Annotated in this window: 26 protein-coding genes and 2 pseudogenes; 13 read left to right on the top strand and 15 right to left on the bottom strand. The window is 72.1% G+C overall.

Translation table 11 applies throughout. From position 1 onward, the window contains the following. Positions 1 to 123 precede the first annotated feature (123 nt). Complete coding sequence (locus ACZ4UV_RS16810) at positions 124 to 1,398, bottom strand: MFS transporter (RefSeq protein ID WP_467838602.1); 1,275 nt, start codon at positions 1,396 to 1,398, stop codon at positions 124 to 126. 62 nt (positions 1,399 to 1,460) lie between these two features. On the opposite strand from ACZ4UV_RS16810, the gene ACZ4UV_RS16815 reads away from it, so the two are divergent. Continuing rightward, a complete protein-coding gene (locus tag ACZ4UV_RS16815) occupies positions 1,461 to 2,414 on the top strand; it encodes a LysR family transcriptional regulator (protein WP_390044328.1) in 954 nt (317 codons plus the stop codon). Positions 2,415 to 2,528: 114 nt separating this feature from the next. Here ACZ4UV_RS16815 and ACZ4UV_RS16820 read toward each other — a convergent pair whose 3' ends face one another. Continuing rightward, positions 2,529 to 3,290 (bottom strand): alpha/beta hydrolase, encoded by a 762-nt coding sequence (locus ACZ4UV_RS16820; protein ID WP_467838605.1) that lies wholly within the window; start codon positions 3,288 to 3,290, stop codon positions 2,529 to 2,531. A gap of 123 nt (positions 3,291 to 3,413) precedes the next feature. On the opposite strand from ACZ4UV_RS16820, the gene ACZ4UV_RS16825 reads away from it, so the two are divergent. After that, positions 3,414 to 4,571, top strand: a complete 1,158-nt coding sequence (locus ACZ4UV_RS16825; protein ID WP_451023089.1) for an adenosine deaminase — start codon at positions 3,414 to 3,416, stop codon at positions 4,569 to 4,571. 151 nt (positions 4,572 to 4,722) lie between these two features. Continuing rightward, a complete protein-coding gene (locus ACZ4UV_RS16830) occupies positions 4,723 to 5,076 on the top strand; it encodes an ATP-binding protein (RefSeq protein WP_390044334.1) in 354 nt (117 codons plus the stop codon). 82 nt (positions 5,077 to 5,158) lie between these two features. Here ACZ4UV_RS16830 and ACZ4UV_RS16835 read toward each other — a convergent pair whose 3' ends face one another. The 5 genes from ACZ4UV_RS16835 to afsQ1 form a co-directional block, all read right to left on the bottom strand. After that, a complete protein-coding gene (locus tag ACZ4UV_RS16835; RefSeq protein WP_181805292.1) occupies positions 5,159 to 5,359 on the bottom strand; it encodes a PspC domain-containing protein in 201 nt (66 codons plus the stop codon). A 95-nt stretch (positions 5,360 to 5,454) separates the two neighbouring features. Then, positions 5,455 to 6,006, bottom strand: coding sequence for a VanZ family protein (locus tag ACZ4UV_RS16840; protein WP_390044336.1), 552 nt, complete (start codon positions 6,004 to 6,006; stop codon positions 5,455 to 5,457). Positions 6,007 to 6,274: 268 nt separating this feature from the next. Next, a complete protein-coding gene (locus ACZ4UV_RS16845; protein WP_390044338.1) occupies positions 6,275 to 6,904 on the bottom strand; it encodes a hypothetical protein in 630 nt (209 codons plus the stop codon). Then, positions 6,904 to 8,496, bottom strand: a complete 1,593-nt coding sequence (locus ACZ4UV_RS16850) for an ATP-binding protein (protein WP_467838609.1) — start codon at positions 8,494 to 8,496, stop codon at positions 6,904 to 6,906. The genes ACZ4UV_RS16845 and ACZ4UV_RS16850 overlap by 1 nt, the downstream gene beginning before the upstream one ends. Next, the gene (gene afsQ1, locus ACZ4UV_RS16855; RefSeq protein ID WP_177232965.1) at positions 8,493 to 9,170 is read right to left on the bottom strand and encodes a two-component system response regulator AfsQ1; all 678 of its coding nucleotides are present in this window, start codon (positions 9,168 to 9,170) and stop codon (positions 8,493 to 8,495) included. Before afsQ1 ends, ACZ4UV_RS16850 begins: the two co-directional genes overlap by 4 nt. Positions 9,171 to 9,423: 253 nt before the next feature. Here afsQ1 and ACZ4UV_RS16860 point away from each other — a divergent pair, with 253 nt between their 5' ends. Beyond that, positions 9,424 to 10,161 (top strand): SigE family RNA polymerase sigma factor, encoded by a 738-nt coding sequence (locus ACZ4UV_RS16860; RefSeq protein ID WP_467838610.1) that lies wholly within the window; start codon positions 9,424 to 9,426, stop codon positions 10,159 to 10,161. Between the two features lie 255 nt (positions 10,162 to 10,416). On the opposite strand, the gene ACZ4UV_RS16865 is transcribed toward ACZ4UV_RS16860, so the two are convergent. Beyond that, positions 10,417 to 11,058, bottom strand: a complete 642-nt coding sequence (locus ACZ4UV_RS16865) for a uridine kinase family protein (protein ID WP_451016845.1) — start codon at positions 11,056 to 11,058, stop codon at positions 10,417 to 10,419. A 127-nt stretch (positions 11,059 to 11,185) separates the two neighbouring features. On the opposite strand from ACZ4UV_RS16865, the gene ACZ4UV_RS16870 reads away from it, so the two are divergent. Further along, the gene (locus ACZ4UV_RS16870) at positions 11,186 to 11,581 is read left to right on the top strand and encodes a hypothetical protein (RefSeq protein WP_390044344.1); all 396 of its coding nucleotides are present in this window, start codon (positions 11,186 to 11,188) and stop codon (positions 11,579 to 11,581) included. Positions 11,582 to 11,688: 107 nt separating this feature from the next. Here the strand turns inward: ACZ4UV_RS16870 and ACZ4UV_RS16875 are convergent, their stop codons facing one another. Genes ACZ4UV_RS16875 through deoC form a run of 3 tightly spaced genes read right to left on the bottom strand, consistent with a single transcriptional unit; the run spans position 11,689 to position 14,956 of the window. Further along, positions 11,689 to 12,573, bottom strand: a complete 885-nt coding sequence (locus ACZ4UV_RS16875; RefSeq protein WP_467838615.1) for an aldehyde dehydrogenase family protein — start codon at positions 12,571 to 12,573, stop codon at positions 11,689 to 11,691. Further along, positions 12,566 to 13,996: an aldehyde dehydrogenase family protein gene (locus ACZ4UV_RS16880; protein WP_451016842.1), complete on the bottom strand. Its 1,431-nt coding sequence runs from the start codon at positions 13,994 to 13,996 to the stop codon at positions 12,566 to 12,568. The genes ACZ4UV_RS16875 and ACZ4UV_RS16880 overlap by 8 nt, the downstream gene beginning before the upstream one ends. Before the next feature lie 6 nt (positions 13,997 to 14,002). Continuing rightward, positions 14,003 to 14,956 carry a deoxyribose-phosphate aldolase gene (gene deoC, locus ACZ4UV_RS16885; RefSeq protein ID WP_451016849.1) on the bottom strand — a complete coding sequence of 318 codons (954 nt, stop codon included), beginning with the start codon at positions 14,954 to 14,956 and terminating at the stop codon, positions 14,003 to 14,005. 192 nt (positions 14,957 to 15,148) lie between these two features. On the opposite strand from deoC, the gene ACZ4UV_RS16890 reads away from it, so the two are divergent. The 4 genes and pseudogenes from ACZ4UV_RS16890 (at position 15,149) to ACZ4UV_RS16905 (ending at position 18,787) form a co-directional block, all read left to right on the top strand. Further along, positions 15,149 to 15,844 carry a PH domain-containing protein gene (locus tag ACZ4UV_RS16890; RefSeq protein WP_451016841.1) on the top strand — a complete coding sequence of 232 codons (696 nt, stop codon included), beginning with the start codon at positions 15,149 to 15,151 and terminating at the stop codon, positions 15,842 to 15,844. Positions 15,845 to 16,377: 533 nt separating this feature from the next. Then, a complete protein-coding gene (locus tag ACZ4UV_RS16895; protein WP_467839387.1) occupies positions 16,378 to 16,905 on the top strand; it encodes an aldo/keto reductase in 528 nt (175 codons plus the stop codon). Positions 16,906 to 16,956: 51 nt separating this feature from the next. Then, positions 16,957 to 17,979: pseudogene (locus ACZ4UV_RS16900) on the top strand (SDR family oxidoreductase). 184 nt (positions 17,980 to 18,163) lie between these two features. Beyond that, a complete protein-coding gene (locus ACZ4UV_RS16905; RefSeq protein ID WP_451016839.1) occupies positions 18,164 to 18,787 on the top strand; it encodes a TetR/AcrR family transcriptional regulator in 624 nt (207 codons plus the stop codon). Here the strand turns inward: ACZ4UV_RS16905 and ACZ4UV_RS16910 are convergent. Then, positions 18,774 to 19,538, bottom strand: coding sequence for an SDR family NAD(P)-dependent oxidoreductase (locus ACZ4UV_RS16910; protein WP_451016838.1), 765 nt, complete (start codon positions 19,536 to 19,538; stop codon positions 18,774 to 18,776). The two genes, ACZ4UV_RS16905 and ACZ4UV_RS16910, sit on opposite strands and share 14 nt — an antisense overlap. Positions 19,539 to 20,060: 522 nt before the next feature. On the opposite strand from ACZ4UV_RS16910, the gene ACZ4UV_RS16915 reads away from it, so the two are divergent. Then, positions 20,061 to 20,699 (top strand): nucleotidyltransferase domain-containing protein, encoded by a 639-nt coding sequence (locus ACZ4UV_RS16915; RefSeq protein WP_451016837.1) that lies wholly within the window; start codon positions 20,061 to 20,063, stop codon positions 20,697 to 20,699. Positions 20,700 to 20,880: 181 nt separating this feature from the next. On the opposite strand, the gene ACZ4UV_RS16920 is transcribed toward ACZ4UV_RS16915, so the two are convergent. After that, positions 20,881 to 21,213 (bottom strand): ArsR/SmtB family transcription factor, encoded by a 333-nt coding sequence (locus tag ACZ4UV_RS16920; RefSeq protein ID WP_451016836.1) that lies wholly within the window; start codon positions 21,211 to 21,213, stop codon positions 20,881 to 20,883. Positions 21,214 to 21,315: 102 nt separating this feature from the next. Between ACZ4UV_RS16920 and ACZ4UV_RS16925 the strand changes: the two genes are divergently transcribed. Continuing rightward, positions 21,316 to 22,290, top strand: coding sequence for a quinone oxidoreductase family protein (locus ACZ4UV_RS16925; RefSeq protein WP_467838621.1), 975 nt, complete (start codon positions 21,316 to 21,318; stop codon positions 22,288 to 22,290). Positions 22,291 to 22,399: 109 nt separating this feature from the next. Then, positions 22,400 to 22,546: pseudogene (locus ACZ4UV_RS16930) on the top strand (IS982 family transposase); the annotation flags it as partial. Here the strand turns inward: ACZ4UV_RS16930 and ACZ4UV_RS16935 are convergent. Further along, a complete protein-coding gene (locus ACZ4UV_RS16935; protein ID WP_451016848.1) occupies positions 22,546 to 23,004 on the bottom strand; it encodes a TIGR03618 family F420-dependent PPOX class oxidoreductase in 459 nt (152 codons plus the stop codon). The pseudogene ACZ4UV_RS16930 and the gene ACZ4UV_RS16935 sit on opposite strands and share 1 nt — an antisense overlap. 382 nt (positions 23,005 to 23,386) lie before the next feature. Here ACZ4UV_RS16935 and ACZ4UV_RS16940 point away from each other — a divergent pair, with 382 nt between their 5' ends. Beyond that, on the top strand, positions 23,387 to 24,112 hold the full coding sequence (locus ACZ4UV_RS16940; protein ID WP_467838624.1) for an alpha/beta fold hydrolase: 726 nt from the start codon (positions 23,387 to 23,389) through the stop codon (positions 24,110 to 24,112). Between the two features lie 642 nt (positions 24,113 to 24,754). On the opposite strand, the gene ACZ4UV_RS16945 is transcribed toward ACZ4UV_RS16940, so the two are convergent. Further along, positions 24,755 to 25,939: a hypothetical protein gene (locus ACZ4UV_RS16945; RefSeq protein ID WP_390044375.1), complete on the bottom strand. Its 1,185-nt coding sequence runs from the start codon at positions 25,937 to 25,939 to the stop codon at positions 24,755 to 24,757. Positions 25,940 to 26,000: the final 61 nt, after the last annotated feature.

Consider the following 26,000-nt stretch of genomic DNA (forward strand, 5'->3'; position numbering starts at 1 on the left):
AGGGTGCGCCCACGAACTCGGGTGATGCGGTTCGTGAGCGGGTGCGGCGCCGTCGTGGCTGGTCGCGCAGTTCCTCCCCCAGCCTTCGGCCGGGGGTACCCCCAGCGCCCCTTTCGGGGCGCTTCAGTGAGCGTTGGCCAGGACCTGGCGGCGGGCTGCCATCGAGCCCAGGACCGTGAGGGTCACGACGCCCAGGATCGCGAGCAGTCCCACGCCGACCGTCCCTGCCCACCCGCTCGCGTGGAAGGCCAGCGCGCCCACCGTGCTGCCGGCGCTGGAGCCGATGTAGTACGCGGACTGGTAGAGGGCGGAGGCCTGGGCCCTGCCGTGGGTGGCCGTCTTGCTGACCGCGGAGGAGGCGACCGCGTGGCCCGCGAAGAAGCCCGCGGTGATGAGGACCAGGCCCAGCAGGACCAGGGGGACCGAGTCGGCCAGGGAGAGGACGAGGCCGCTGGCCGTCGTGCCGCCGGCCAGGTAGAGGGCCCCGCGGCGGCCCAGGCGGCCGACCAGGCGGCCCGCCGTCGACGCGGACACCGTTCCGACCAGGTACACCAGGAAGATCGAGCCGATGATGCCCTGCGGGAGCGAGAACGGCTCCTGGGTCAGGCGGTAGCCGATCACCGTGTAGACGCCGCCGAAGACGGTCATGAAGAGCGCGCCGATCGCGTACAGGCGGCGCAGCAGCGGGTCGGCCAGATGGTCGCGGACCGTGCCGAGCAGCCGGCGCGGGTGCAGCGAGCCCGCCTTGAAGTGCCGCGGCGCGGGGAGGAGCAGCCGGAAGGCGACGGCGCAGCCGACCGCGATCACTCCGATCGTGCCCACGGCCACCCGCCAGCCCCACTCCTGCGCGACCCAGCCGGTGATGACCCGGCCGCTCATCCCGCCCACGCTGTTGCCCGCGACGAAGAGACCTATCGCCGTGACCAGCGCCTTCGGCCGGACCTCCTCGGCCAGATAGGCCTGCGCGGACGCCGGCAGACCGGCCAGCGCCGCGCCCTGGACGCCACGGAGCACGATCAGCACACCGAGGGAGGGCGCGAAGGGCACCAGCAGCCCTACGGTCACCGCGACCGCCAGCGAGGCCGTCATGACCGTACGGCGTCCGAACCGCTCGGAGAGGGCGCTCATCGGGATGACGAACAGCGCCAGACCGCCGGTCGCCGCCGCCACCGTCCAGCTCGCGTCGCTCGCGGAGACGCCGTAGCCGTCCGAGATCAGCGGGAGCAGGGCCTGCGTGGAGTAGAGGAGGGCGAAGGTCGCGACACCGGCGAGGAAGAGCGCGAAGCTCATCCGGCGGTAGCCGGGACCGCCCGGGGTCAGACGGGAGTCGGAGACGGCGGCGGGGACGGACGGGACGGCGCCCACGGTGATGGACGCCCCGGTACTGGCGGGAGACATGCTTCGAACGTACGGACCCCTCGTTGATCCGTCCAATGCACGGAATCGCCATAATCGTTCCCATGGAGCATCAACAGAGGTCAGCGAAGCGGCTGTCACCGGACAGTGACACAGAAGACATGACGATGTTGCTGGCCCCACGCCTCGCGTACTTCGCCGGCGTGGCCCGCACCGAGCACGTCACCAGGGCCGCGCAGGAACTGAACGTCCCCCAGTCCACCCTCTCCCGCGCGATGGCCCGCCTGGAACAGGACCTGGGCGTCGACCTCTTCACCCGGCACGGCCGCACCGTCTCCCTCACCCCCGCCGGCCGCACCTTCCTCACCTCGGTCGAGCGCGCCCTCGGCGAGGTCCGGCGAGCCGCCGACGAGGTACGCGCCGACGCCGACCCCACCACGGGCAAGGTCGCCTTCGGATTCCTGCACACGATGGGCGCGGAGACCGTCCCCGGCCTCCTCCACGCCTTCCGCGCCGACCACCCCCGCATCCGTTTCAGCCTCGTCCAGAACTACGGCGAGGCGATGATCGAGAAGCTGCGGGCGGGCGAGCTGGACCTGTGCCTGACGTCCCCGGTGCCGGACGCGCCCGACCTGGTGGCCCGCCGCCTGGACGAACAGAAACTGCGGCTGGTGGTACCGGTGGACCACCCCCTGGCCACCCGCAGGCGCATCCGTCTCGCCGAGGCCGCCGACGAGACGTTCGTGACCCTGGAACCGGGTTACGGCCTCCGCCGCATCACCGACGACCTGTGCAAGGAGGCGGGCTTCAGGCCGAGGATCGCCTTCGAGGGAGAGGAGGCGGAGACGCTGAGGGGCCTGGTGGCCGCCGGGTTGGGGGTGGCGTTGCTCCCGCCGCCCGCCTTTCCCCGCCCGGGGGTCGTGGAACTGACGGTCACCGCCCCGAGGGCAGCGAGAGAAATCGGCGTGGCCTGGCTGGACGGCCACCCGGACACCCCACCGGTAGCAGCCTTCAAGAAGTTCCTGCTGTCGAGAAGGGGCAACCTGCTCCCCACCTAGGGACAGCGCGCCCCATAGGGGCGCTGGGGGTACCCCCGGCCGAAGGCTGGGGGAGGAACTGCGCGACCAGCCACCACGCACCCGCACCCCGAACACCACCGGACCCTCCACCCCCTACCGTCTCAACGACTTGCCGAACCCCGCGGCCAACGGCATCCGCAACCCGATCGGCGGCGGCGCAGCAAGCGCATCCTCCACCGGCCGCGACACCGCATGCCCGTACAGCGCCCCCATCACGAAGTCCGAAGCGAGCGCGAGGACTTCGTCCCGGTGCTGGTGCAACCCGTGGCCGTCCGAGTGCACCTCGAACCGGCACACCTCCCGGTTCGCCTTCTTCGCCCGCGCCGCCAGCCGGAACGACAGCTCCGGATCGGACCGTTCGTCGTTCGTGCCGTGCACGATCAGCACTCGCCGGCCCACCAGCTGCCGAACCGGTTCCTCGGGCGCCGCCACGTCTGCCTCGGGCAGCCAAGGGGCGAGGGAGACCACGGAGTTGACGGCCTCGTGCCCGCCCGCGTGCAGCGCGGCCCGGCCGCCCATTCCCACGCCCAGCAGACACACCGGAACGTCGCCGTACCGCCGTACCACCTCGTCGGCCGCCCAGCCGGCGTCCCCGGCGAGATGCGCCTCGCTGCCGTTCCACCCGCGGTAGCGGTAGTGGACGACGTGCGCGGCCAGCCCCTCGTCCCGGCCGTCCCGGGCGAGCCGGCGGCCGAGCGCGCGGACGAAGGCCGTCGCCCATACGAGGGACGGCCGTCGCGCGGAGACCTCCTCCCCGTCGGGGAGGAGCAGGACCGCGCCGCTCACCGTCGTCGGCTCCTGGCCGACTGCCCTGCTCAGGCTGGCCGTTCGGACCGGCGTCGCTTGCTGTGCCATGACAGAACAGTGTCAGAAGAGGCGGTGTACGCGACCCGTCCGTGCGGTCACCATTGCGTATCGACGGAAGCGGAAATCTCCGAGTACCGAGCGATCTACGCGCGTAGGAGTTACAGTGCGGAAATGACGAGCCAGAGCACCGCGAACACCCCGACGCCGGAGCAGATCCGCCGGGCGCCGAAGGTTCTGCTGCACGACCACCTCGACGGCGGCCTGCGTCCGGGCACCGTCGCCGACCTCGCCCGGGAGACCGGGTACCCGGGCCTCCCCGAGACCGACCCGGACAAGCTCGGCATCTGGTTCCGCGAGGCCGCCGACTCCGGTTCGCTGGAGCGGTACCTGGAGACGTTCTCGCACACGGTCGGCGTCATGCAGACCCGGGACGCCCTGGTCCGGGTCGCCCGCGAGTGCGCGGAGGACCTCGCCGAGGACGGCGTCGTCTACGCCGAGGTGCGGTACGCCCCCGAGCAGCACCTGGAGCAGGGGCTCTCCCTCGAAGAGGTCGTCGAGGCCGTCAACGAGGGCTTCCGGCAGGGCGAGGCCCTCGCCCGGGAGAACGGCCGGCGGATCCGGGTCGGCGCCCTGCTCACCGCCATGCGGCACGCGGCCCGCTCCCTGGAGATCGCCGAGCTCGCCAACCGCTACCGGGACCTGGGCGTCGTCGGCTTCGACATCGCCGGCGCCGAGGCGGGCTACCCGCCCACCCGGCACCTCGACGCCTTCGAGTACCTCAAGCGCGAGAACAACCACTTCACCATCCACGCCGGCGAGGCTTTCGGGCTGCCGTCCATCTGGCAGGCGTTGCAGTGGTGCGGCGCCGACCGGCTCGGGCACGGGGTGCGGATCATCGACGACATCCAGATCCACGAGGACGGCACGGTCAAGCTCGGCCGGCTGGCGTCGTACGTCCGCGACAAGCGGATCCCGCTGGAGCTGTGCCCCAGCTCCAACCTCCAGACCGGCGCCGCCGACTCCTACACCGGGCACCCGATCGGGCTGCTGCGCCGGCTGCACTTCCGGGCCACCGTGAACACCGACAACCGGCTGATGTCCGGGACCAGCATGAGCCGGGAATTCGAGCATCTCGTCGAGGCGTTCGGTTACACGCTCGACGACATGCAGTGGTTCTCCGTCAATGCGATGAAATCAGCGTTCATTCCTTTCGATGAACGACTCGCCATGATCAATGACGTCGTGAAGCCCGGTTATGCGGAGTTGAAATCCGAATGGCTGTTCCGGCAGACCGCCTCCACCAGCGGTTCTGCTGATCCGGAGAGCTGATCGGGCATCCCGGTGGGGCACGGAATGCGGACGGTCCTTCACCGGTCGTCCGTATTTCGGTGTTTGCGGCGCGCGGTCCGGCATGTTTACGGTCGGGGACCGCTCAGCGTGTTATCGATCCCCGTCTCCCCATTCCAAGGACGCATTGACGATGAAGCAGTCTGCTGCCAAGACCCTCGGTGTCGCCGCCCTCGGTGCCGCCTTCGCCGCTGTCGGCGCGGGCGCGGCCAACGCGGCCCCGGCCGTCCCGGACTCCTCCCAGGCCCTGGACACCGTCACCAAGACGCTGCCGGCCGAGAACGTCTCCAAGGCGCTGCCGGGTGCCGGTGAGGCCGTGGCGCAGGGGCAGAGCGCCCTCGGTGCGGGACTGAACGCCGTCCAGCCGGCCGCCAAGCAGGTGCTCGCCGGCGGCCCGACCAAGCCCGTCGCCGGCCTCCTCGGCGGACTGCCCGTCCGGGGCCTGCCCACGCACGGCCTGCCGGTGAACGGGATTCCGCTCGGCTGACCTCTCCCCAGTCGATCGGCAACGCCGTTGGGGCGCCCCGGAAACGTCCGGAGCGCCCCAACGGCGTTTTCGTACCGCCCGGTCACCAGGCGGTGGAGGCCTTCTCCTCCGAGGGGAGGAGGATCCACAGCGCGATGTAGAGCAGGAACTGCGGGCCCGGCAGCAGGCAGGACAGCAGGAAGATCACCCGCATCGTGGTCGCTGAGGTGCCGAAGCGCCGGGCCAGCGCGGCGCACACTCCGCCGATCATGCGGCCATGGGTGGGGCGGGCGAGGCTGGACATCTGCGGCTCCTTCGTGAGCGTCCGGTGCGAGGCGGCCCCTCCGGCCCCTCGTCCACCTCCAACGCTACGGAGACGAACCGGGGCGAAGCGTCGCTCTACGGGGCGATCCCGACCCTGGGAATCGTCGGGGTACGACCCTGAGCCGCTTCCTCCTGGGGGAGGGCGGCGGGCCGCTGCCGCTCACCCCGCCGGCGGAGCCGGGCGCGGGCCGCAGGCACCACCGCGAGATGCGCGATCACCACACCCGCCGTGTTGAGCAGTATCGAGTCGACGTCCACCACCCGGCCGGGCACCCCGGTCTGCAGCAGGGCTATGCCCGTCGAGATCAGCGCGCCCGCGGCGGCCGAACTGATCAGGGAGGCGAGCGGGGAGACCCGGAGCTTCCCGTGCGTCATCGGCAGCAGCACACCCAGTGGCGCGAGCAATGCGAGCCCCTCGCCGATCCGGTGCGCCGCCTCGCGCCGGCCGAGCGCCAGGTCGGCTCGGATACCGGCGAGGGGGTGCAGGTTGGCGGGCATCACCCAGGGCACGTCCAGCGGCCGCAGCATCAGCCAGGCGACGAACACGAGGTGTGCGGCAAGGAGGACACCCCCTGCCACACGGACGCGGATCGCGGCGCTGCCGCCGATGGAGCCTTGACGCTGCACGCCCCCGTAGACGCGCCCGCGCACACGATCGGTTCCGGATACAGCGGTGAGGCCTCGGACACACGCCCGCGACGACGCGCCCCCGAAGGGGCGCGGGGAACTGCGCGAGCGACCGTCCACCACCCGCACCCGCTTCACGGCCTCAAGTGGAACCCCGTGAGGCGCTCCATCGAAAGTGCCGCGACATGCCGTCGGTCGACTCCGGCGCCGTCGTGGCTGGTCGCGCGGTTCCTCCCCCAGCCTTCGGCCGGGGGTACCCCAGCGCCCCTCACGCGGAGGCAACCTCAGTGGACGGCGGCCGGTTCCCGCTCGGCGCATTACGCACCGCGTCCGTGCACTCGTACCGCCGCAACGGCTCCCTCCCCGGCCCGCCGAGGATCACCGACCCGTCCCCCTCCGCGGCCGCCGAGTCGGACAGCGTGCACACGATCTGGGCGAGCGCGTACGACGTCAGCTGCGGCGGCGAGGTGCTCAGCCGCAGCGTGTCGTCCGGATCCCCGGCCCGCGGCCCCGAGACGCTCATCCCGCCGCGCACGTACGTCGTGTAGCCCGCCTCCTTCTCGGCGGCCGACGGCGTCTCGGCGAGCTGGTCGAGGAGCCCCTGGGCGACGATCACCCGCCGCTTGGCGTCCGCCGACCCGTCCGGCACCCGCACCTGGCGGTCGACGGTCACCAGCGACGAACCGCACAGCAGGAACACCTGCACCGGCACCCCGTGCTCGTCCTGCGCGGACAGGTCCGGCTGGGTCATCGAGCACGGCACCCGCGAGGGCGCCCCGCCGAAGTCGGTCGGCACCTCGGTGGCCCGGATCCCGCACCCGGAGAGCGCCAGCGCCAGCCCGGCGACGGCCAGCAGCGGCCCGCCGTGCCGTCGTACCGCCAGTCTTCGTACGTGCATCAGGCGTCCTTCTCCCCGGCATCCCCGGCATCCCCGGCCTTGCCGGTGTCCCCGGCGTCCTTGCTCTCCTCCGTCAGCCGTGAGGCGTCCCGGGCCAGCCGGAGCGTGAACACCGCGCCGCCCTCCGGGGAGTTCGCGGCGGTGATCGAGCCGCCGTGGATGCGGGCGTTCTCCGTCGCGATGGACAGCCCCAGGCCGCTGCCCTCGGAGCGCGGCCGGGAGGCGCTGGCCTTGTAGAAACGGTCGAAGACGTGCGGCAGGACGTCCTCGGGGATGCCCGGCCCGTGGTCCCGTACGGCGATGACCAGATCCTCGCCCTCGATCCGCACCGACACCCGCACCGGCGAACCGCCGTGCTTGAGCGCGTTGCCGATCAGGTTGGCGAGGATGACGTCGAGGCGGCGCGGGTCGAGGCGGGCGTGGATGCCGCGCTCGGCGTCCAGTTCCACCGCGTCCAGCCAGGCGCGGGCGTCGATGCAGGCGGTGATCTGGTCGGCGATGTCGACGTCGTCGAGGACGAGACGGGCCGTTCCCGCGTCGAAGCGGGTGACCTCCATCAGGTTCTCGACGAGGTCGTTGAGGCGGCGCGTCTCGCTGACGACCAGGCGGACGGCGGGCTCGATCATCGGGTCCATCGACCCGGACTCCGCCTCCAGCTCCTCCTCCAGGATCTCCGTCACGGCGGTGATCGCGGTGAGCGGGGTGCGCAGCTCATGGCTCATGTCCGCCACGAACCGCCGCGACGCGTCGTCCCGCGCGGCCATGTCGTCGACCCGCTTCTCCAGTGCCTCCGCCGCGTCGTTGAACGTCCGGGAGAGATCCGCGAGTTCGTCCGTCCCCGACACCCGCAGCCGGGTGTCCAGCTTGCCCTCGCCGAGCCGCCGGGCGGCGACCCCGAGCCGGTGCACCGGCTTGAGCACGGTCGTGGCGGCGGCCTGCGCCAGCAGCGCCGAGCCGATCAGCGCCAGCCCGGTCGCGATCCCCAGCGACCACGCCAGCGAGTTGAGGTCCTTCGCCTCCGGCTCCAGGGACTTCATCATGTAGCCGGTCGGCCCGCCGCCGATCAGCCGCGTCCCGGCGACGAGATACGGCGTGCCGTGGTCGACGACCCGCTGCCAGTACAGGTGGTACGCCGACTTGTTGCTGTCGGTCACCTTCTGCTGCTTGTCGACGGCCTTGCGCAGCGAGGCCGGCACGTCGTCCAGCGCGAACGCGCTGAGCCCGTCCGAACTGCCGTACACCGTCTTGCCGCCGGTGTCCTCGCCGACCAGCAGCACACTGAACCGCTGGCTGCTGTTGGCCATCTGCCCGGCCGTGCGCTGCAGTTCGTCCTGCGTCGGGTGCACGGGCAGCGCACCCGCCCGGTTCTGCATCTCCTGCTGGAAGTCGCGCAGCACCGCGTCCTGGGTACGGGTGAGCACGGCCTCGCGGTTGAGCCAGTACGCGATGCCGGACGCGGACACGGCGGCGGTCAGCGCGACGAGCCCGAAGACGACGACGAGCCGCAGCCGCAGACTGGTGAAGCGCAGCCGGGACATGGCTCCCTTGCGATCCGCGGCCCAGCCGCGGAAACCCCCCTGCACGTCCGTCACTGAGGGGCGTCCAGGCGGTAGCCGACACCACGCACGGTACGGATCAGGGTCGGGGACGAGGGCACGTCCTCCACCTTGGCGCGCAGCCGCTGCACACACGCGTCCACCAGCCGGGAGTCACCGAGGTAGTCGTGCTCCCAGACCAGCCGCAGCAACTGCTGCCGGGACAGCGCCTGCCCCGGCCGCCGGCTCAGTTCGAGCAGCAGCCGCAGCTCGGTCGGCGTCAGCTGCAGATCCTCGCCGTTCTTCGTCACGGTCATCGCGCTGCGGTCGATGACGACGTTGCCGAAGGTCGCCGAGTCGGTGGACTCCCGCTCCCCGCGCCGCAGCACGGCCCGGATCCGGGCGTCGAGCACCCGCCCCTGGACCGGCTTGACGACGTAGTCGTCGGCGCCGGACTCCAGCCCGACCACCACATCGATGTCATCGCTGCGCGCGGTCAGCAGAATGATCGGCAGCTGGTCCGTGCGCCGGATCCGCCGGCACACCTCGAAACCGTCGATGCCGGGCAGCATGACATCGAGGACGATCAGATCGGGCCGCTGCTCGCGCAACAGCTTCAGACCGTCCTCACCGGTCGCAGCGGTGGCCACCCGGTGCCCCTGGCGCGTCAGAGAGAGCTCCAGGGCCGTACGGATGGCGTCGTCGTCCTCGATCAGCAACAGGGAAGGCACGGGCTCATTCTGGCCCATGCGGGCCCTGTCGTACGACCTGTGCGGCGCGCAGCTCCCCGCAAACCTCCGTACCGCCACCACCTGTGCACCTTCTGTGGACGCTCTGTGCCTGACCCCTGTGACAGGTCTGTGACAGTCGGCGGATACGGCCGTGAAGGTGGCCCGGCAGTCTTTTCGGCACAGGCAAGCGAGTGAACGCGGCGAGCGGCCTGAGCAAGCCGAACTACCGGAAGTCCACGACGGGGGGCGCGAGATGAACACGCTGATCAGCCACAGCACCAGCGCAGTGATCACGCGTCTGCACGACGTGAACCGGGGTTCCGAGAAGTCCGGTGCCGTGAGCGGGCGGGGGTGCGCTCGCGGCACCGGACGTCAGCACACCGGTTACATGACGGTGGTTGACAGCTTCACGGGGGAAGCACGCGGGGGATCCGCCTACAGGGAGGACACGGGGGAGCGCCGCTCGCTGACCGAGGCGGAGTTCACCGCCTACGTCCAGGAGCGCCGCGCCTCCCTGTACGCGACCGCCTACCACCTGACCGGCGACCGCTACGAGGCCGAGGACCTGCTGCAGAGCGCGCTGTTCTCGACGTACCGGGCGTGGGACCGGATCAGCGACAAGGCGGCCGTGGGCGGTTACCTGCGCCGCACCATGACCAACCTGCACATCAGCGCCTGGCGGCGCCGCAAGCTCAACGAGTACCCGACCGAGGAACTGCCGGAGACGCCCGGCGACACGGACGCGATGAGCGGCACCGAGCTGCGCGCGGTCCTGTGGCAGGCGCTGTCCCGGCTCCCCGAACTCCAGCGCACCATGCTGGTCCTGCGCTACTACGAGGGCCGCACGGACCCGGAGATCGCGGAGATCCTCGACATCAGTGTCGGCACGGTGAAGTCCAGCATCTGGCGGTCGCTCCGCCGGCTGCGCGAGGACGAGGTCCTCAGCTTCGGCCGTGACGAGGAAGACGCCTTCGGGGAGCTTGTCGCCTGAAGGTAAGGGGATCCGGGGGGATCCTGACGGGGGAGAGAACCGGGGGTACCGGGGCCTGGGGGAGGGTCCGGGGGGACCCGCGGGGAACACGGGGGAAACCAGGTCCGGGGGGACCTGGGGAGAACGGGTCCGGGGGGACCCGGGGGGAAGCACGGGGGAGCTCCGCCACGGGGGACACGGGGGTGTTCGGCGGAGCGACGGGGGAAGCGGGACTGGAGGGCCGGGGGGTCCATCCAGTCCCGCTTTTTTCTGCCCTTACGCCGGTGTCTGTGTCCGGTCCCGGCTCTGCCGGCCCACCGCGGCCGCCGCCATCCGGCCCAGTGCCTCGTCCCGGTCGCACGGATGCGCGCCCAGCGCCACCTGGCGGGCGACGATCGTGCGCTCCGCCCGCATCAGCCGCCAGCCGCGCCGCAGCAGGAACGGCACGGACTTGCGGCCCTCCTTGAGGTCCCGCAGGAACCGGCGGCGGAACGTCTTCACCGGGCCCCGGCTCAGGCAGAGCGCGTCGGCCAGCAGGCCCAGTTCGCGGCAGCGCTCCACGATCTCGGCGGCGAAGATGCCCTCCGCGATGAAGAGCGGGGTGCGGCCGATGTCGAGCGTCTCCGCGCCGGTGCGGGCGCTCAGTGCTATGTCATATACCGGTACGGGCGCCGCCCCCGTCGCACACAGCCGGCCGATCGCCTCGACCGCGACCTCCGCGTCCCAGGACTCCGGGTGGTCCCAGTCGATGTCCGAACTCCCCGCCACCAGCGGCAGAGTGGGGTCGTCGCCCTCCTTGTAGAAGTCGTCGAGGCGCAGGACGGGAAGCCCGGAACGGGCGGCGACCAGTGACTTGCCCGAGCCGGAGGGGCCGCACAGCAGCACGACGCGGGCGGGGGACGGGGGATGAATGCTCACGGAACACCAGTTTGACGCATGGGGGGCCTCCTGCCGACCCCGCGGGTCGGCTTTGGAGCGTGAGTCACACCTCAACTACCCTGTGTGCCGACACGATTACCTTGCGTACCAGAAGGTGGCACCAGCGATGTCCCGACACGCGTCCTCTCCGACCCCGACCGCCCGGCGCGCCCTGACCGCCCTTGCCACGGCAGGTGTGGCGCTCGGCGCGGGCGCCGCGACGGCCGCCGCGGCCACCCAGCCCGCGGTGGACGTGGTCCGGACCAGCCCCACCTCGCTGGGCCACATCGACCCGCAGGCGGGCGTGCGGGCGCTGGGCGCCATGTTGCCGTACGTCACGGGGTCGGTGGCGGCCCTGAAGCCGAACCCCCTCGCGGGCACGGGTGTCGACCCGCTGGACAACGGGGTGGGGACCCGGGTCGCCGACTTCAAGCCGCTGACGTCGAAGATGGTGACGGGGCCGGTGGCACAGGCGCCGTCGATCGGGGCGGTGCCGGTGGTGGGGCAGGTTCTGGGGAGCTGAGTGCGGAGGGGAACTGCGGGCCCGGCTGTGGCTGGTCGCGCAGTTCCTCCCCCGGCCTTCGGCCGGGGGTTACCCCCAGCGCCCCTTTCGGGGCGCTTCGGTGAACGTCAGTAGGACGAGCCAGACGCGCCCAGCGCCCCCGTCGGGTGCCACACCGTCTTCGTCTCCAGGAACGCCGTGAGGCGCTCGGTTCCCGGGGTCTCGGTGTAATCCACAGGCTGTGGACGCAGGACGCGCTTGAGGTTGTCGGCCGCCGCGATCTCCAGCTCCTTCGCCAGCACCTCGTCGGCGCCCGCGAGGTCGATCGCGTTGACGTCCTGGTGCGCGGCCAGCGGCGCGGCGATCTCCGCGGTACGGCCGGAGAGGACGTTGACGACTCCGCCGGGGACGTCGGAGGTGGCGAGCACCTCGGCGAGGGAGAGGGCCGGGAGCGGCGCCTTCTCACTGGCGACGACGACCGCGGTGTTGCCGGTCGCGATCACGGGGGCGACCACCGACACCAGCCCCAGGAGCGACGACTCCTGCGGGGCCAGGACGGCCACCACGCCCGTCGGCTCGGGGGAGGAGAGGTTGAAGAACGGGCCCGCGACCGGGTTGCCGCCGCCGACCACCTGGGCGATCTTGTCAGTCCAGCCCGCGTACCAGACCCAGCGGTCGATGGTCGCGTCCACGACCGCGGCCGCCTTGGACTTGCCGAGGCCCTCCGCGTCGGCGACCTCGCGCACGAACTGGTCCCGGCGGCCCTCCAGCATCTCCGCGACGCGGTAGAGGACCTGGCCCCGGTTGTAGGCGGTGGCGCCCGCCCAGCCGCCGAACGCCTTGCGGGCGGCGACGACCGCGTCCCGGGCGTCCTTGCGGCTGGACTGCGGTGCGTTGGCCAGCCAGTTGCCCTTCGAGTCCGTCACCTCGTACACCCGGCCGCTCTCGGAACGCGGGAACTTCCCGCCGACGTACAGCTTGTAGGTCTTGAAGACAGACAGGCGATCAGACATCGAGGTATGCCTCCAGGCCGTGGCGGCCGCCCTCGCGGCCGAAGCCCGACTCCTTGTACCCGCCGAACGGCGAGGTCGGGTCGAACTTGTTGAACGTGTTGGACCAGACGACACCGGCGCGCAGCTTGTTCGCGACGGCCAGGATCCGCGACCCCTTCTCGGTCCAGATGCCGGCCGAGAGGCCGTACTGCGTGTTGTTGGCCTTGGCGACCGCCTCGTCGGGCGTCCGGAAGGTCAGGACCGACAGGACGGGGCCGAAGATCTCGTCGCGGGCGATGGTGTGCGCCTGGGTGACGTTCGTGAAGAGCGTCGGAGCGAACCAGTAGCCGGAGGAGGGGAGTTCGCAGGCCGGGGACCAGCGCTCGGCGCCCTCCGCCTCGCCCTGGTCGGCGAGGGCGGTGATGCGGGCCAGCTGCTCGGCGGAGTTGATCGCGCCGATGTCGGTGTTCTTGTCCAGCGGGTCGCCGAGGCGGAGCGTGGACAGGCGGCGCTTGAGGGAGTCGAGCAGTTCGTCGTGGATCGACTCCTGGACGAGGAGCCGGGAGCCCGCGCAGCAGACCTGGCCCTGGTTGAAGAAGATGCCGGTGACGATGCCTTCGACGGCCTGGTCGATGGGAGCGTCGTCGAAGACGATGTTGGCGCCCTTGCCGCCCAGTTCGAGGGTGAGCTTCTTGCGGGTGCCCGCGACCGTGCGCGCGATCTCCTTGCCGACGGCGGTGGAGCCGGTGAAGGCGACCTTGTTCACGTCGGGGTGGGCGACGAGCGCGGCGCCCGCGTCGCCGTAGCCGGGGAGGATGTTGACGACGCCCTTGGGCAGGCCCGCCTGGCGGCAGATGTCCGCGAAGAAGAGCGCGGAGAGCGGGGTCGTCTCGGCGGGCTTGAGGACCACCGTGTTGCCGGTGGCGAGCGCCGGGGCGATCTTCCACGCCAGCATCAGGAGCGGGAAGTTCCAGGGGATGACCTGGCCGGCCACGCCGAGCGGCTGCGGGTTCGCGCCGTAGCCCGCGTGGTCGAGCTTGTCGGCCCAGCCCGCGTAGTAGAAGAAGTGCGCGGCGACCAGGGGGAGGTCGGCGTCGCGCGTCTCCTTGATCGGCTTGCCGTTGTCCAGCGTCTCCAGGACGGCCAGCTCACGGCTGCGCTCCTGGATGATGCGGGCGATGCGGAAGAGGTACTTGGCGCGCTCGGAGCCCGGCAGTGCCGACCACTTCTCGAACGCCTTGCGGGCGGCCTTCACGGCCCGGTCCACGTCCTCGGCGCCGGCCCGCGCGACCTCGGCCAGCACCTCCTCGGTGCTGGGGCTGACGGTCTTGAAGACCTTGCCGTCGGCCGCGTCCGTGAACTCGCCGTCGATGAAGAGGCCGTAGGAGGGCGCGATGTCGACGACGGAGCGGGACTCGGGCGCCGGTGCGTACTCGAAAGTCATGAGGGATCAGTCCACCGTCACGTAGTCGGGGCCGGAGTAGCGGCCGGTGGCCAGCTTCTGACGCTGCATCAGCAGGTCGTTCAGGAGCGAGGAGGCGCCGAAGCGGAACCAGTGGTTGTCCAGCCAGTCCTCGCCCGCGGTCTCGTTCACCAGGACGAGGAACTTGATCGCGTCCTTGCTGGTGCGGATCCCCCCGGCGGGCTTGACCCCGACCTGGACGCCGGTCTGCGCCCGGAAGTCGCGCACGGCCTCCAGCATGAGGAGGGTGTTCGCCGGGGTGGCGTTGACGGCGACCTTGCCGGTGGACGTCTTGATGAAGTCGGCGCCCGCGAGCATGCCCAGCCAGGACGCCCGGCGGATGTTGTCGTACGTCGACAGCTCGCCGGTCTCGAAGATGACCTTGAGACGGGCCGTGGTTCCGCAGGCTTCGCGTACGGCGGTGATCTCGTCGTAGACCTTCAGGTAGTTCCCCGCGAGGAACGCGCCGCGGTCGATGACCATGTCGATCTCGTCGGCGCCCGCGGCCACGGCCTCCCGCACGTCGGCGAGCTTGACGTCGAGCGCGGCGCGGCCGGCCGGGAAGGCGGTGGCGACGGAGGCGACCTTGACGGACGAGCCGGCGACGGCCTCCTTCGCGGTGGCCACCATGTCGGGGTAGACGCAGACGGCGGCCGTGGCGGGGGTCGTCCGGTCCGTCGGGTCCGGGTGGACCGCCTTGGCGCCGAGCGCCCGGACCTTGCCCGGGGTGTCCGCGCCTTCCAGCGTCGTCAGGTCGACCATCGAGATGGCGAGGTCGATGGCGTACGCCTTCGCGGTGGTCTTGATCGAACGGGTGCCGAGCGAGGCGGCACGCGCCTCCAGGCCGACCGCGTCGACGCCGGGCAGCCCGTGAAGGAAGCGGCGCAGCGTGCTGTCGGACGCGGTGACGTCAGCAAGTGCGTGGGGTGCGGTGGTGGGCATGGTCACCAGCCGAGCATATCTACGCGCGTAGCGGCTGTACACCCCGAGGGACCGGTTCTTCTTGAGGCAGGGTGGCGTCCACGCCCTGAGGAGCGCGGGGAACTGCGCGAGCGACCACATGCGACCCGCACTCGCGTACGGCGATGCCGCCCCCACGGCGCCCCCGCGCACGCCTGAGGCAGAATCGGCGCTATGACCACGCCCCTCGTCAAGGACCGCATCTACCGCTCGCCCCAGGCGCTGATCGGCGGCGTACTGCTCCTCGTCATCGTCGGCTGGCTCGGCATCGACGCACTGTTCCGGGGCCACGGCCGCACCCCCTGGCTGGCCCTTGCCGCGCTCATCCTCGTCGTGCCGCTGATCGTGGCCTTCACCCTGCGCCCCGCGGTGTTCGCGGGGGAGGACCGGTTGCGGGTACGGAACCCGTTCCGGGTGGTCACGCTGCCGTGGGGAGAGATCGCCTCCCTGCGGTCCGGCTACTCGAACGAGGTGGTCGTCAAGTCCGGCGCGAAGTACCAGCTGTGGGCGATCCCGGTGTCCCTGCGGGGCCGCAAGAAGGCGGCGCGCCGGCAGGCGAAGTCGGCGGCGGACGCGCGGCGCGGGCGCACGGGGGGCGGGACTGGCTTCGGAGGTGCCGGGCGTGGGCTCGGTGGTTTCGACGGGTTCGGCGGATTCGGCGGTGCCGGGGGGCGGGCCGAGCCCGACCATGAGGCCGGGCCGATGCGGGCGGAGACCGACAAGGTCATGGACGACCTGCGCGAGATGCTGGAGAGCAGGGGGCCTGCGGAGTCGGCGCAGGGCGAGATCGCGGTGCGGTGGGCGTACGAGGTGGCTGCGCCGGCGGTGGCGGGGGCGGTGCTGCTCGGGATCCTGCTGGCGATGGGCTGAGCCGCGCCTGGCCGGCCTGGGGGGCGGCCTGTGCCCGTTGCGGTGGTCTGTGCCCGTTGCAGGGGTCTGTGCCTGCGCGGCGGCGCGTCGGCACCGGAGGCCTGTGGCGGCCGCGTCGCACCCCACCACGTCGGGCAACCGCGATCCGGACCGGCCTCGCGCAGCGCACTCAACTCTTGTCCCGGCGACTCGGCCGGTCAGGCCGACGGCACCGCACGCTCCCGTGGCGCGGCCGCCGGAGCGTTCTCCGGAGCGGCCTCGGCCGAGCGAGGGCCCGCAGGCTCTGGGGTGACGGTGACATGACGGCGGCGTCCGGCGGCCGCGCGCCCCGCCCGGGAGGCAGCGCCAGATCGCAGGGCAGCCCCCGGGGCGGCGGGCCGGCCCCCGCACGTCGCGGCTGCGCGGGCAGGCGATGGCGGCCCGGAACGCGGGCGGCCGTTCGCCGACGAGCCGCGGGAGAACGGGGAACCAAGTGCCCTCGGCATGCCGGATGTCCTCACCGCGGCCGCGGCCGCCGCCGGTCTTGACGAGCTCTGTTGCGACGGACTCCGTTCCGTGTACGGCGTCTACGGGTGCGTGCGCAGCCCGTCGAGGAGGAGCGCGAGATGATCCCGCTGTGCCTGGACGAGGGTGTCGGCACGGTCGTCTGGTCGCCGTTGGCTCGCGGCCGTCTCGCCCGCGCGTGGGACGACGCCCGCTCGACAGTGCGCTCCGAGACCGACGGAGCGTACGCGGACATGCTCTACTCGCCCGCGGAGGAAACCTCCAACCGCGCGCTCGTCGACGCGGTCGGGCGGGTGGCGGACGCCCGCGGCGTCACCCGTGCGCAGGTCGCGCTCGCCTGGCTGCGACGTCAGCCGGTCGTCACCGCACCGCTGGTCGGCGCCGGCTCGATCCGGCAGATCGACGAGGCCGTGGCTTCCCTCGACGTCGAACTCACCGACGACGAGGTGCGCGCCCTGGAGGCCCCGTACACGCCGCGGCACGACTGGCAGGGCGTCTCGGACGAGGCCGAGCTGGAGGCCATCCGCCGGCGCGTCCCCGGAATGGCTCTCGCATGAACCACGTCGCGACGCCTCTTGACGCACGAGTCGTGAGCTGAGGAGACACAGATGGCACGGGTACTGGTCACCGGAGGCACCGGATTCATCGGGGCTGGTGCGTCCTGGCACTGCTCGATGCCGGGTACGCCGTACGCACCACGGTCCGCGACCTGCGGCGCGAGCCGGACCTGCGCTCCCGGCTCCACGCGGCCACGCCGTTCGACGACGGCCGTCTCACGGTCGTACGCGCCGACCTCGAACACCCCGACGGCTGGGACGACGCCGTGGCGGACTGCGACTTCGTCCTTCATGTCGCCTCGCCGACCCTGCGCCGTACGCCGGCGAACGACGACGAGCTGGTGGTGCCGGCACGGGAGGGCGTCCTGCGGGTGCTGCGCGCCGCCCGCGACGCCCAAGGTGCGCCGGGTCGTCCTGACGAGCGCCTTCGGTGCTGTCGGGATCGGGCACCCGCCGCGCTCGACCCCGTTCACCGAGGAGGACTGGACCGACGTCGACAGCGACATCCCGTCCTACCAGCGGTCCAAGACGCTCGCCGAGCGCGCCGCCTGGCAGTTCGTCGCGGACGAGGGCGGCGGTATGGAGCTGGCAGCGGTTCACCCCGTGGGGGCCCTCGGGCCGCTGCTCGGCCCGGACGACCCGCCGTCCCTGCGAGTCGTGCGCAGAATGCTCGAGGGGCGGGTTCCCGCGTGTCCCCCCTTCGGTATGGGCTTCGTCGACGTGCGCGACGTCGCGGATCTGCACCTGCGCGCGATGACCGATCCGGCGGCCGCCGGCGAGCGTTTCCTCGCGGTCGCCGGGCACAGCCTGCGCGTCGTCGAGACCGCGCGGATTCTGCGTGACCGCCTGGGTGAGCGCGCGGCGAAGGTCCCCACCCGTGAACTCCCCGTGTGGCTCGCGCGCGCACTGGGCGTCGTGAACCCGGAACTGCGACTGCTCAGGCACCAGCTCGGCAGGGATCTCGACGCCACCAGTGCCAAGGCGGAGCGGCTGCTCGGGCGGCGGGCGCGTCCCGTCGAGGACACCGTCGCGGAGACCGCCGAGAGCCTCCTCGCCCACGGCATCGGGACCTGACCCGCTCGTGACCGGTCGCTGCGGCAGCGCTTCCGGCGGGCTGTCGTGCACGCCCGGCCGTGGCGCCGCAACGCCCTGCTGAGCATCATCGGCGGCACCGTCGTCAGCGTGGCCCTGGCGAGCACCGTCTTCGCCGGCTGACCCCTACAGTGGACCGTACAGTCCACTCTGCGGAGGTCGGCCCATGGGCAAGGAACTGACGGCCAAGGGGAAGGCCACCCGGCGCCGGATCGTCGAGGGGGCCGCCGAAGTACTGCGGGAACAGGGCGTCGGCTCCGTGACCCTCGACGACGTCATGGCACGGACCGGCACCAGCAAGAGCCAGCTCTTCCACTACTTCCCGGACGGCAAGGACGAACTGCTGCTCGCCGTCGCGCGGTTCGAGGCTGAGCAGGTGCTGGAGGACCAGCAGCCGTATCTGGGCCGCCTCGACTCCTGGGAGGACTGGCAGCGGTGGCGGGACGTGGTGATCGTCCGCTACGAGGCACAGGGTGACACCTGCCCGCTCGGGTCGCTGTTCCTCCAGGTCGGGCGCTCGACGCCGGGCGCGCGGGCGATCGTCGTCGAGCTGATGCGGCAGTGGCAGGAGAGCCTGGCGGCGGGCATCCGCGCGGTGCGGGCGAACTGCGGCCCCGAGGCCGACGTGGACGTCGACGCGCGGGCGGCCGCCCTGCTCGCCGCGATCCAGGGTGGCGTGTCCATCCTCCTGGCGACGGGACGGTCCGCCCACCTGCGGGCCGCCCTCGACCAGGGGATCGCGGACCTGCGGCGCGACCTGGACCCCGCCCCGGCGGCTACGTCGCGATGACCGCCGCGGTCGTACGGCCGCCGTCCACGTCGAGCACGATCCCGTGCACGAACGACGATTCGTCGGCCGCCAGGTACACCGCCGCGCTCGCGATCTCCGCCGGCGTGCCCATCCGGCCCGCCGGCGTCCCCTTCATCATGACCTCGGCGACACCGAGGTCCTCGGCGTCCGCCGCCAGCACCACACCCGGCGAGATCGCGTTCACCCGCACCCCCCGTGGTCCGAACTCCGCCGCCCAGGCCCTGGTCAGCGTCTCCATGGCCCCCTTCGTGGAGCTGTACAGCGCGCCGACGGGCACGCCCAGCCGTACGATCCAGGACCCCAGGTTGACGATCGCCCCGCCCCCGGCCTCCGCCATCGCGGGCGCGACGGCCGCCGTCAGGAAGAACGGGGCCTTGACGTTGACCGCGTAGACCTGGTCGAAGGTCTTCTCGTCGGTGGCGGGGGTCGCGTCGCCGGGGTAGATGCCCGCGTTGTTGACGAGCACGTCGATACGACCCCCCAGAACCCGCGTCGCCTCCTCGGCGAGCGCCCGCGAGGCAGCGGCGCTGCCGTCCAGGTCGGCCCGCACGAAGTCGGCACGTCCGCCGAGGGCGCGAATCCCGTCCACCACCTCCGCCCCCCGCCCGGCACTCCGCCCCGAGACGACGACATGCGCCCCCTCGACGGCGAACGCCTCCGCGATCGCCCGTCCGATGTTGCTGGTCGCCCCGGTCACCAGCGCGGTCTTTCCCGCCAGTCGCATCCCCATGATCAACCCTCCGTGTCAGTCGGTTCGCGGTCAGATGCGGACCACTGTGCGCCGAGGAAAATGGACCGGCAAGTCCAGAAAGTGCATGCCGGGTGCGTCGGGAGGGAATCCGGGCGCGGTAGGTGTTCTCTCGTGCTTGCCGGGCGAGGTTCTCCCAGCCCTTGGCCGAGGCGGCGTCGGCGAAACGGACCTCCCAGTGGCCGTCCGGCGCCGGTGGTGCGGCGCGGTCGCCGCGGCCCGCGGTCACGTGACGTCCCGAGGATCGTGGGCGGGGCCGTAGTCCTCGCCGTGATCCCTGGTCAGCGCCGCCAGCAGATCGGGGTCGGAGTGGATCTCGGTGGTGGCTGCCAGGCGATGAGCAACTGGGCGACGGAGGCGCTGTTGCCGACCGAGTCGGCGGCGCGCATGGTGTCGACCAGTTCGACGGCGAAGGCGTGGAGATCGGCTCGGGCAGGAAGCGGACCCGGACCTCCGTCGATCCGGCATGAAGGATCTTGTGATGCGCGGCGGTACGTTGTGCCGATGTCTGATTCCCCGCCACCCGGCGGTGCCGTTCTCGACGCTGACGAACTGACCGTCCGCTGGGCGGACCCGTGGCGGCCGGAACAGGTCGCGGCCCGCCTGGATGGGGTCGGCGTGCCCTGGTGTGTCGCGGCTGGGTGGGCTCTGGACCTTTTCCGTGGCGAGCGGTCGAGGCCGCACGGCGATCTGGAGATCGCCATTCCGGCGGCCGGGTTCGCGGAGGTGCGGGACCGCTTCCCCGAGTACGTCTTCGACGCGGTGGGCTCGGGACGGGTCTGGGCGGCGGCGGGAGGCGAGGTGCTCGCGGCAACGCACCAGACATGGGTGCGGGATCCGACGAGCGGGCGGTTCCTCTTCGACGTCTTCCGTGAGCCGCACGAGGGCGGGACCTGGATCTGCAGGCGGGACGAGAGCCTGCGGCTGCCGTACGACGCGGTCATCGAGAGGACCGCGGACGGCATCCCCTACCTGGTCCCGGAGTTGGTGCTGCTGTTCAAGGCGAAGGAGCCCCGGCCCAAGGATCAGGCGGACTTCGACGGGGTTCTGCCGCTGCTGAGTCCGGCGCGGCGGGACGTTCTGGGCGCGTGGCTGACGCGCACACATCCCGGCCACCCGTGGCTGGCGAGACTGACGGGGTAATGACGCGGAGCAGTCGCGGGGCGTGACACCGACGGGCCTGTGCGCTCCGCCTGGCGGGTCCGGTCCGGTCCGTGCCGCCGCCCGTTCCCTGACGAGCAGGCCGGATCACTCCGGAGCGGAGCTCACCCTCGATGCTCCGTCTTCGCCGGTGGCGGACAGGGGTCGCCGGTGACCCCAGGTCCTACCGGCGCGGCTCCGGCCGCAGGACGAGGTCGAGCAGCCCCGGGAAGCGGGCGTCGAACTCCGTTCGCCGCAGGCGGTTGACTCGGCGCGGACCCTCGTCGCGCTGTTCGACGAGGCCGGCCGCCCGCAGGACGGAGAAGTGGTGGCTGAGGGCGGCCTTGCCGACGGGGACGTCGAAGCTGCCGCAGGTGCGGGACCACTCGGCGCTGGCGGCCAGCTCCCTGACGAGCGTGAGACGTACGGGGTCGGCGAGGGCGGCGAGCGCGGTGAGGACGGGTACCTCGTCGGGGTGGGTGTGCTCGGGGGCGGCCCGGTGGCTCGTGCCGGTCATGCCGTCCTCCTCGTCGCCGTTTCCGCTTGCCGAGTGTTCGATGAAAACCATACACTCCCGAGTGTTCGATTCATGTTGAACACTCGCTGAGGGGTGTGTGCCATGCGCGCGGTCGAGGTGCAGGAGTACGGCGGTCCGGAGGTCCTGAAGGCGGTCGAGGCGGAGGTCCCCGAGCCGGGCCCCGGTGAGGTGAGCATCGACGTGGCGTACGTGGGCGTGAACTTCGCCGACCTCAAGGCGCGTTCGGAGGGCTACCGCGTGCCGGGGCTGCCGTTCCGTCCGGGGCTGGAGGTCTCGGGCCGGGTCAGGGCCCTCGGCGCCGGGGTCACGGACCTCGTCGTCGGCCAGGAGGTGGCCGCGCTGACGCAGGGCGGCGCCTACGCGGACGTGGTCGTGACGGAGGCGGCGACGGTCTTCGCGCTGCCGGCGGGGGCGGACCTGCGCACCGGAGCCACGCTCCCGTCCGTCCTGCCGACGGCATACGCCCTCGTCCACACCGTCGGGCGCCTCCAGCCCGGCGAGACCGTCCTCGTGCAGGGCGCGGCGGGCGGGGTCGGCACGGCGGCCGGGCAACTGGCGAAGGCGGCGGGCGCGGCCGCGGTGTACGGCGTGGTGTCGAGCGCGGCGAAGGCGGCGTACGCGCGCGACCACGGCTACGACGAGGTCTTCGTCGGCGACTTCGAGGAGCAGGTCCGGGAGGCCACCGGCGGCCGGGGCGTCGACCTCGCCCTCGACCCCGTCGGCGGCAGGACGCTGCGCGCGAGCCTGGCGTCCCTGGCCCGCTTCGGCCGCCTGGTCTCCTACGGCAACGCGAGCGGCGAACCGGCCTGGACGGCGGGCCAGCCGGAGCTGTATCCGCGGGGCCTGTCGGTCGCCGGTTTCTCCATCCTGACGCTGGCGCAGACGGCGCCCGACGTGCTGCGGGAGCTGTCCGCCCGGGCCTTCGCGAAGGCGGCGGACGGCACCGTGACCCTGCCGGTCACGGCCGAGTTCGCCCTGGAGGAGGCGGCGGAGGCGCACCGCCTGATGGGTGCCCGGACAAGTACCGGGAAGCTCCTGCTGCGGGTCGCGGGCTAGGGCGGACAAGGCGTACGACTGCAACAACCGGGCCTACCTGCGAAAGCGCCGCATCCAGGCGACCATTCCGGTCCCAGCCGACCGAGTGGCTGTGACCAGCGCGGACCTCCGTGCCCACCTGCGCCACCTCTTCCCCTACCTGCCCCGGCGGCCCGGCTACGACAAGTGGCTGCGCAAGGCCGCCGGTCCGATGCGAAGCGTCAACCGGATCCCGGCCACCACCACCTCGGTGTGGAGCGACGACGTACGGGTCGTCTAGCTGTCGATGTCGAGCGCCGTGCCGTACAGGCGGTCCACCTTCAACCGGATGACTACCCGGCGCTCGGCAACCAGCTGCTCCAGGAACGCACCTTCATCTTCTGGCTTCGCTGCTTGCGGGATCATCCCGAGGAGTTCCCGCCCGACTGCGTCGCCGGGAAAGGCGGTGCTCTCGGAGACCTCGGCCTCGCCTTCAGCGACAGCGAACGACCACACGTCGCCACCTTGCACATGAAGCGCCGCACGCGGGTTACGCCGCAGATGCCCGACCTTGACCCGGTCGGCCGTCGTCGAGAACCGCACCATGCGCGCTTCGGGATCCCAGCTGTACAGCATGGTGGTCAGGTGGGGATGGCCACCGCGCTTAACGGTGGCGAGTGTGCCGAACTGCTCCTTGCCAAGCAGGGTGGAGAGGGCGTCGTCGGACAGTCGGCGAGGTGCTGGTCCTTGAGTCATGACGTGATCAACCTCCTTGGCCGCCACGGCATTTCATGGACGTGACCCCAAGACCGCGTTCACGAAAGACCCCAGGCGCTCCGCCGGCATTGCCAGGGGGGCGTCGTTCGGCCGCGGCGCCGTCCTGGCTGGTGGCGCCCACGCAGCGGAGGCTGCACGTCCCATACGGCCCCGCGCCCCTTCGGGGGAGCTGCCGAGCGGCAGCAGACCCCACCCGACCTGCTTGGCGGGCCAACGGGTTGACGGCGTACGGCATCGCCGGCTGTCGAAGATCGGGGCCGGAACCGTGTGGCCGAGCACCCGGACCGCTGACCGGGGACGGTGGTTCGGCTGCTGGTGAACGCGGGTACGGGGGCAGGCCCCGTCCGCATATCCTCCGGCCATGGTTGATCGACGATCGGTCGACATCAACAAGGCCCGGTTGGCCTGCCGGACGTCGGGTCCTTCGGATGCTCCGCCGCTCGTCCTCTTGCACGCGCTGGGCGAGGATGCCACCGATTGGGAGGCAGTGCTGCCCGTCCTCGCCCGGAACCGGAGGGCGTATGCCCTCGATCTTCGCGGTCACGGCCGGAGCGACTGGCCGGGGAACTACTCGCTCGAACTCATGCGGGCCGACGTGCTCCGGTTCCTGGATGCCCGGGGACTTGGACCGGTGGATCTGATCGGGCACTCGATGGGCGGGGTCGTGGCCTACCTGCTCGCGGCGGACCATCCGCGGCGGGTGAGCCGGCTCGTCCTGGAGGACGTGCCGGTCCCTCGTCCCCGGAAGCCGGCCACCCCGGCCAGGCCGGACGGCGCCCTGACCTTCGACTGGGAGATGGTTCTGGCCGTCAGGCGCCAGATCGACCAGCCCGATCCCAGATGGCTGGAGGGGCTCGGCCGGATCACCGCGGAGACCCTCGTGCTCGCGGGCGGCCCACAGAGCCATGTCCCCCAGGACGGCGTCGCCGAACTCGCCCGCCGCATCCCCGGCGGCCGACTGGTCGCCATCCCGGTCGGACATCTGATCCACCGCGCAGCGCCGGAGGCGTTCACCGCAGCGGTCTCGGCGTTCCTGGAGGAACCCCTGCGTCCCCCTGCCGAGCATGAGGGCGGGCACGGGCCATGACGTGCGCGCGGGACAGGCGGGCCCTGGATCTGCGGGCAGGACGAGAGCCTTGGTGGCGGCGCCGTGAACGGGCGTTTCGGGTGACGGGGTGGCGGTGGCCGGGTGCCGGTCGGGTCGGCGGGGTGCTGGCGGCGGGGGTGCTGGTCGCGGGGGCGGGCGGCCGGGTGCCGGGCCCGGATCTGTCCCGGCGGGTGCCGGTCACCCCGTCCCGGGGGCCCACCGCCCCGGTCTCCGCCTCCGCGGCCGCGACGCCCAAGGCCGTCGCGGGTGCCGCCGGTACCACCATCCGGATCGGTACCTGGTCCGCGGGCGTGATCCGCGGCGGGCAGGACGAGGTGGACGCCTGCCGGGACGCCGTGCGGTGGGCAGGATCCGACATCGGCGCCGCGGACGGCTACGAGATGCGGACCGTCGTGATCGTCGGCCACGACTACTGCGGCTTCGACCCGTTCGCCCCCCTCCGCGTCGGCGCCCGGGTCACCATCGGCACCCCGCGCGGCACCTGGTCCTACACCGTGTACGCCACCTGCGTCACCCCGGGCCGCGGTGCCCCGGCCGCCGGGCTCTACCGGGGCGACCTCACCCTCCAGTCGTGCGTGGGGCCGGACACGGGGTTCAGCCACCTCGTACGGGACCGACCGGTCACGGTGCACTCGGCCACACCAGCAGCATGTACGCCCCGCAGTACGCCGAGCCCGCGACGGCCGCCGTCAGGGCGAGCACGCGTACGCGTGTCGAGGCGCGGGCGAGATACCCGGCCACCGGCAGCAGCAGCGGGAAGCCGGGGAGGAGGAAGCGGGCGCGCGGGAAGTAGACGCCGCCGCTGGCCACCACGATCAGCAGCAGGACCGCGGTGAAGACGAGCAGCGGGAGCGGTTGCCTGTCCCACACCGCGAGCCCGAACAGCACCACGGAGGCCAGCATCGTCAGGCTCACCACGACCAGGAACAGCTCCGGGCGCGAGACCTGCCCGAACAGGTGCCGCAGCCAGCGCAGGGTCTCCGCGCCGCCGTCCAGTTCGTTGTGCCACATCCGCTGTACGGCGAAGTAGCCGTCCCAGCGGTGGAGTCTGACGCCCACCCAGCCGACGTACGCGCACCAGCCGAGGGGGGCCACCAGGGCCGCCGTCAGGGCGCGGGGCGAGAAGCGGGTGCGGAGGGAGAGCAGGGCGGTCACGGTGACGGCGGCGGCCACGGCGATGCCGGTCGGCCGGGTCAGGCCGGCGAGGACCGAGCCGGCCGCCGCGTACAGCCAGCGCCCGGTCAGCACCGCGTACAGCGCCCATGCGGCGAACGCCGTGAAGAGGGATTCGGTGTAGCCCATCCACTGGACCAGACCCACCGGGTACGCCGCCCACAGCACGGTGAGCAGGATGCCGACCCGGCGGCCGGCCAGCCGGTCGCCCACCGCGAACACGCCCCAGGCCGCGAAGAGCGAGGCCAGCCACGAGAGGGCCAGGCCGGTGCTGGCCCGGGTGCCCGGGGTCAGGACCGCGACGGCCTTGACCAGGAGCGGGTACAACGGGAAGAACGCCAGGTTGTTGTGGTCGTACGCGGTGCCGAGCAGGTGGGTGTACCCGTGGTCCGCGATGCCCAGGTACCAGCGGGAGTCCCACTGCGTCGCCAGTATCGGCCACACGCCGTGGTGGCGCCGGTGCGCCCAGACGGCGAGGAACACCAGGCCGGTGAGGCGTACGGCGAGATACGCGGTGAGTGCGGGAGCCGCCCGGCGCAGGGCGTGGCGGGGCACGGCCGTGGTGGGGAGGTGGGGTCGTCGGGTGCCCGGGATGTGCCCGCGGGGGGCGGTGTCGGGGGCGGTCGAGGACACGGCGGCGGCTCCAGTACGACGGCTGCGGCGGGCGGTACCGGACGGGCGGTACCGGATCACC

The sequence above is a fragment of the Streptomyces sp. NPDC028289 genome, from assembly GCF_055565975.1.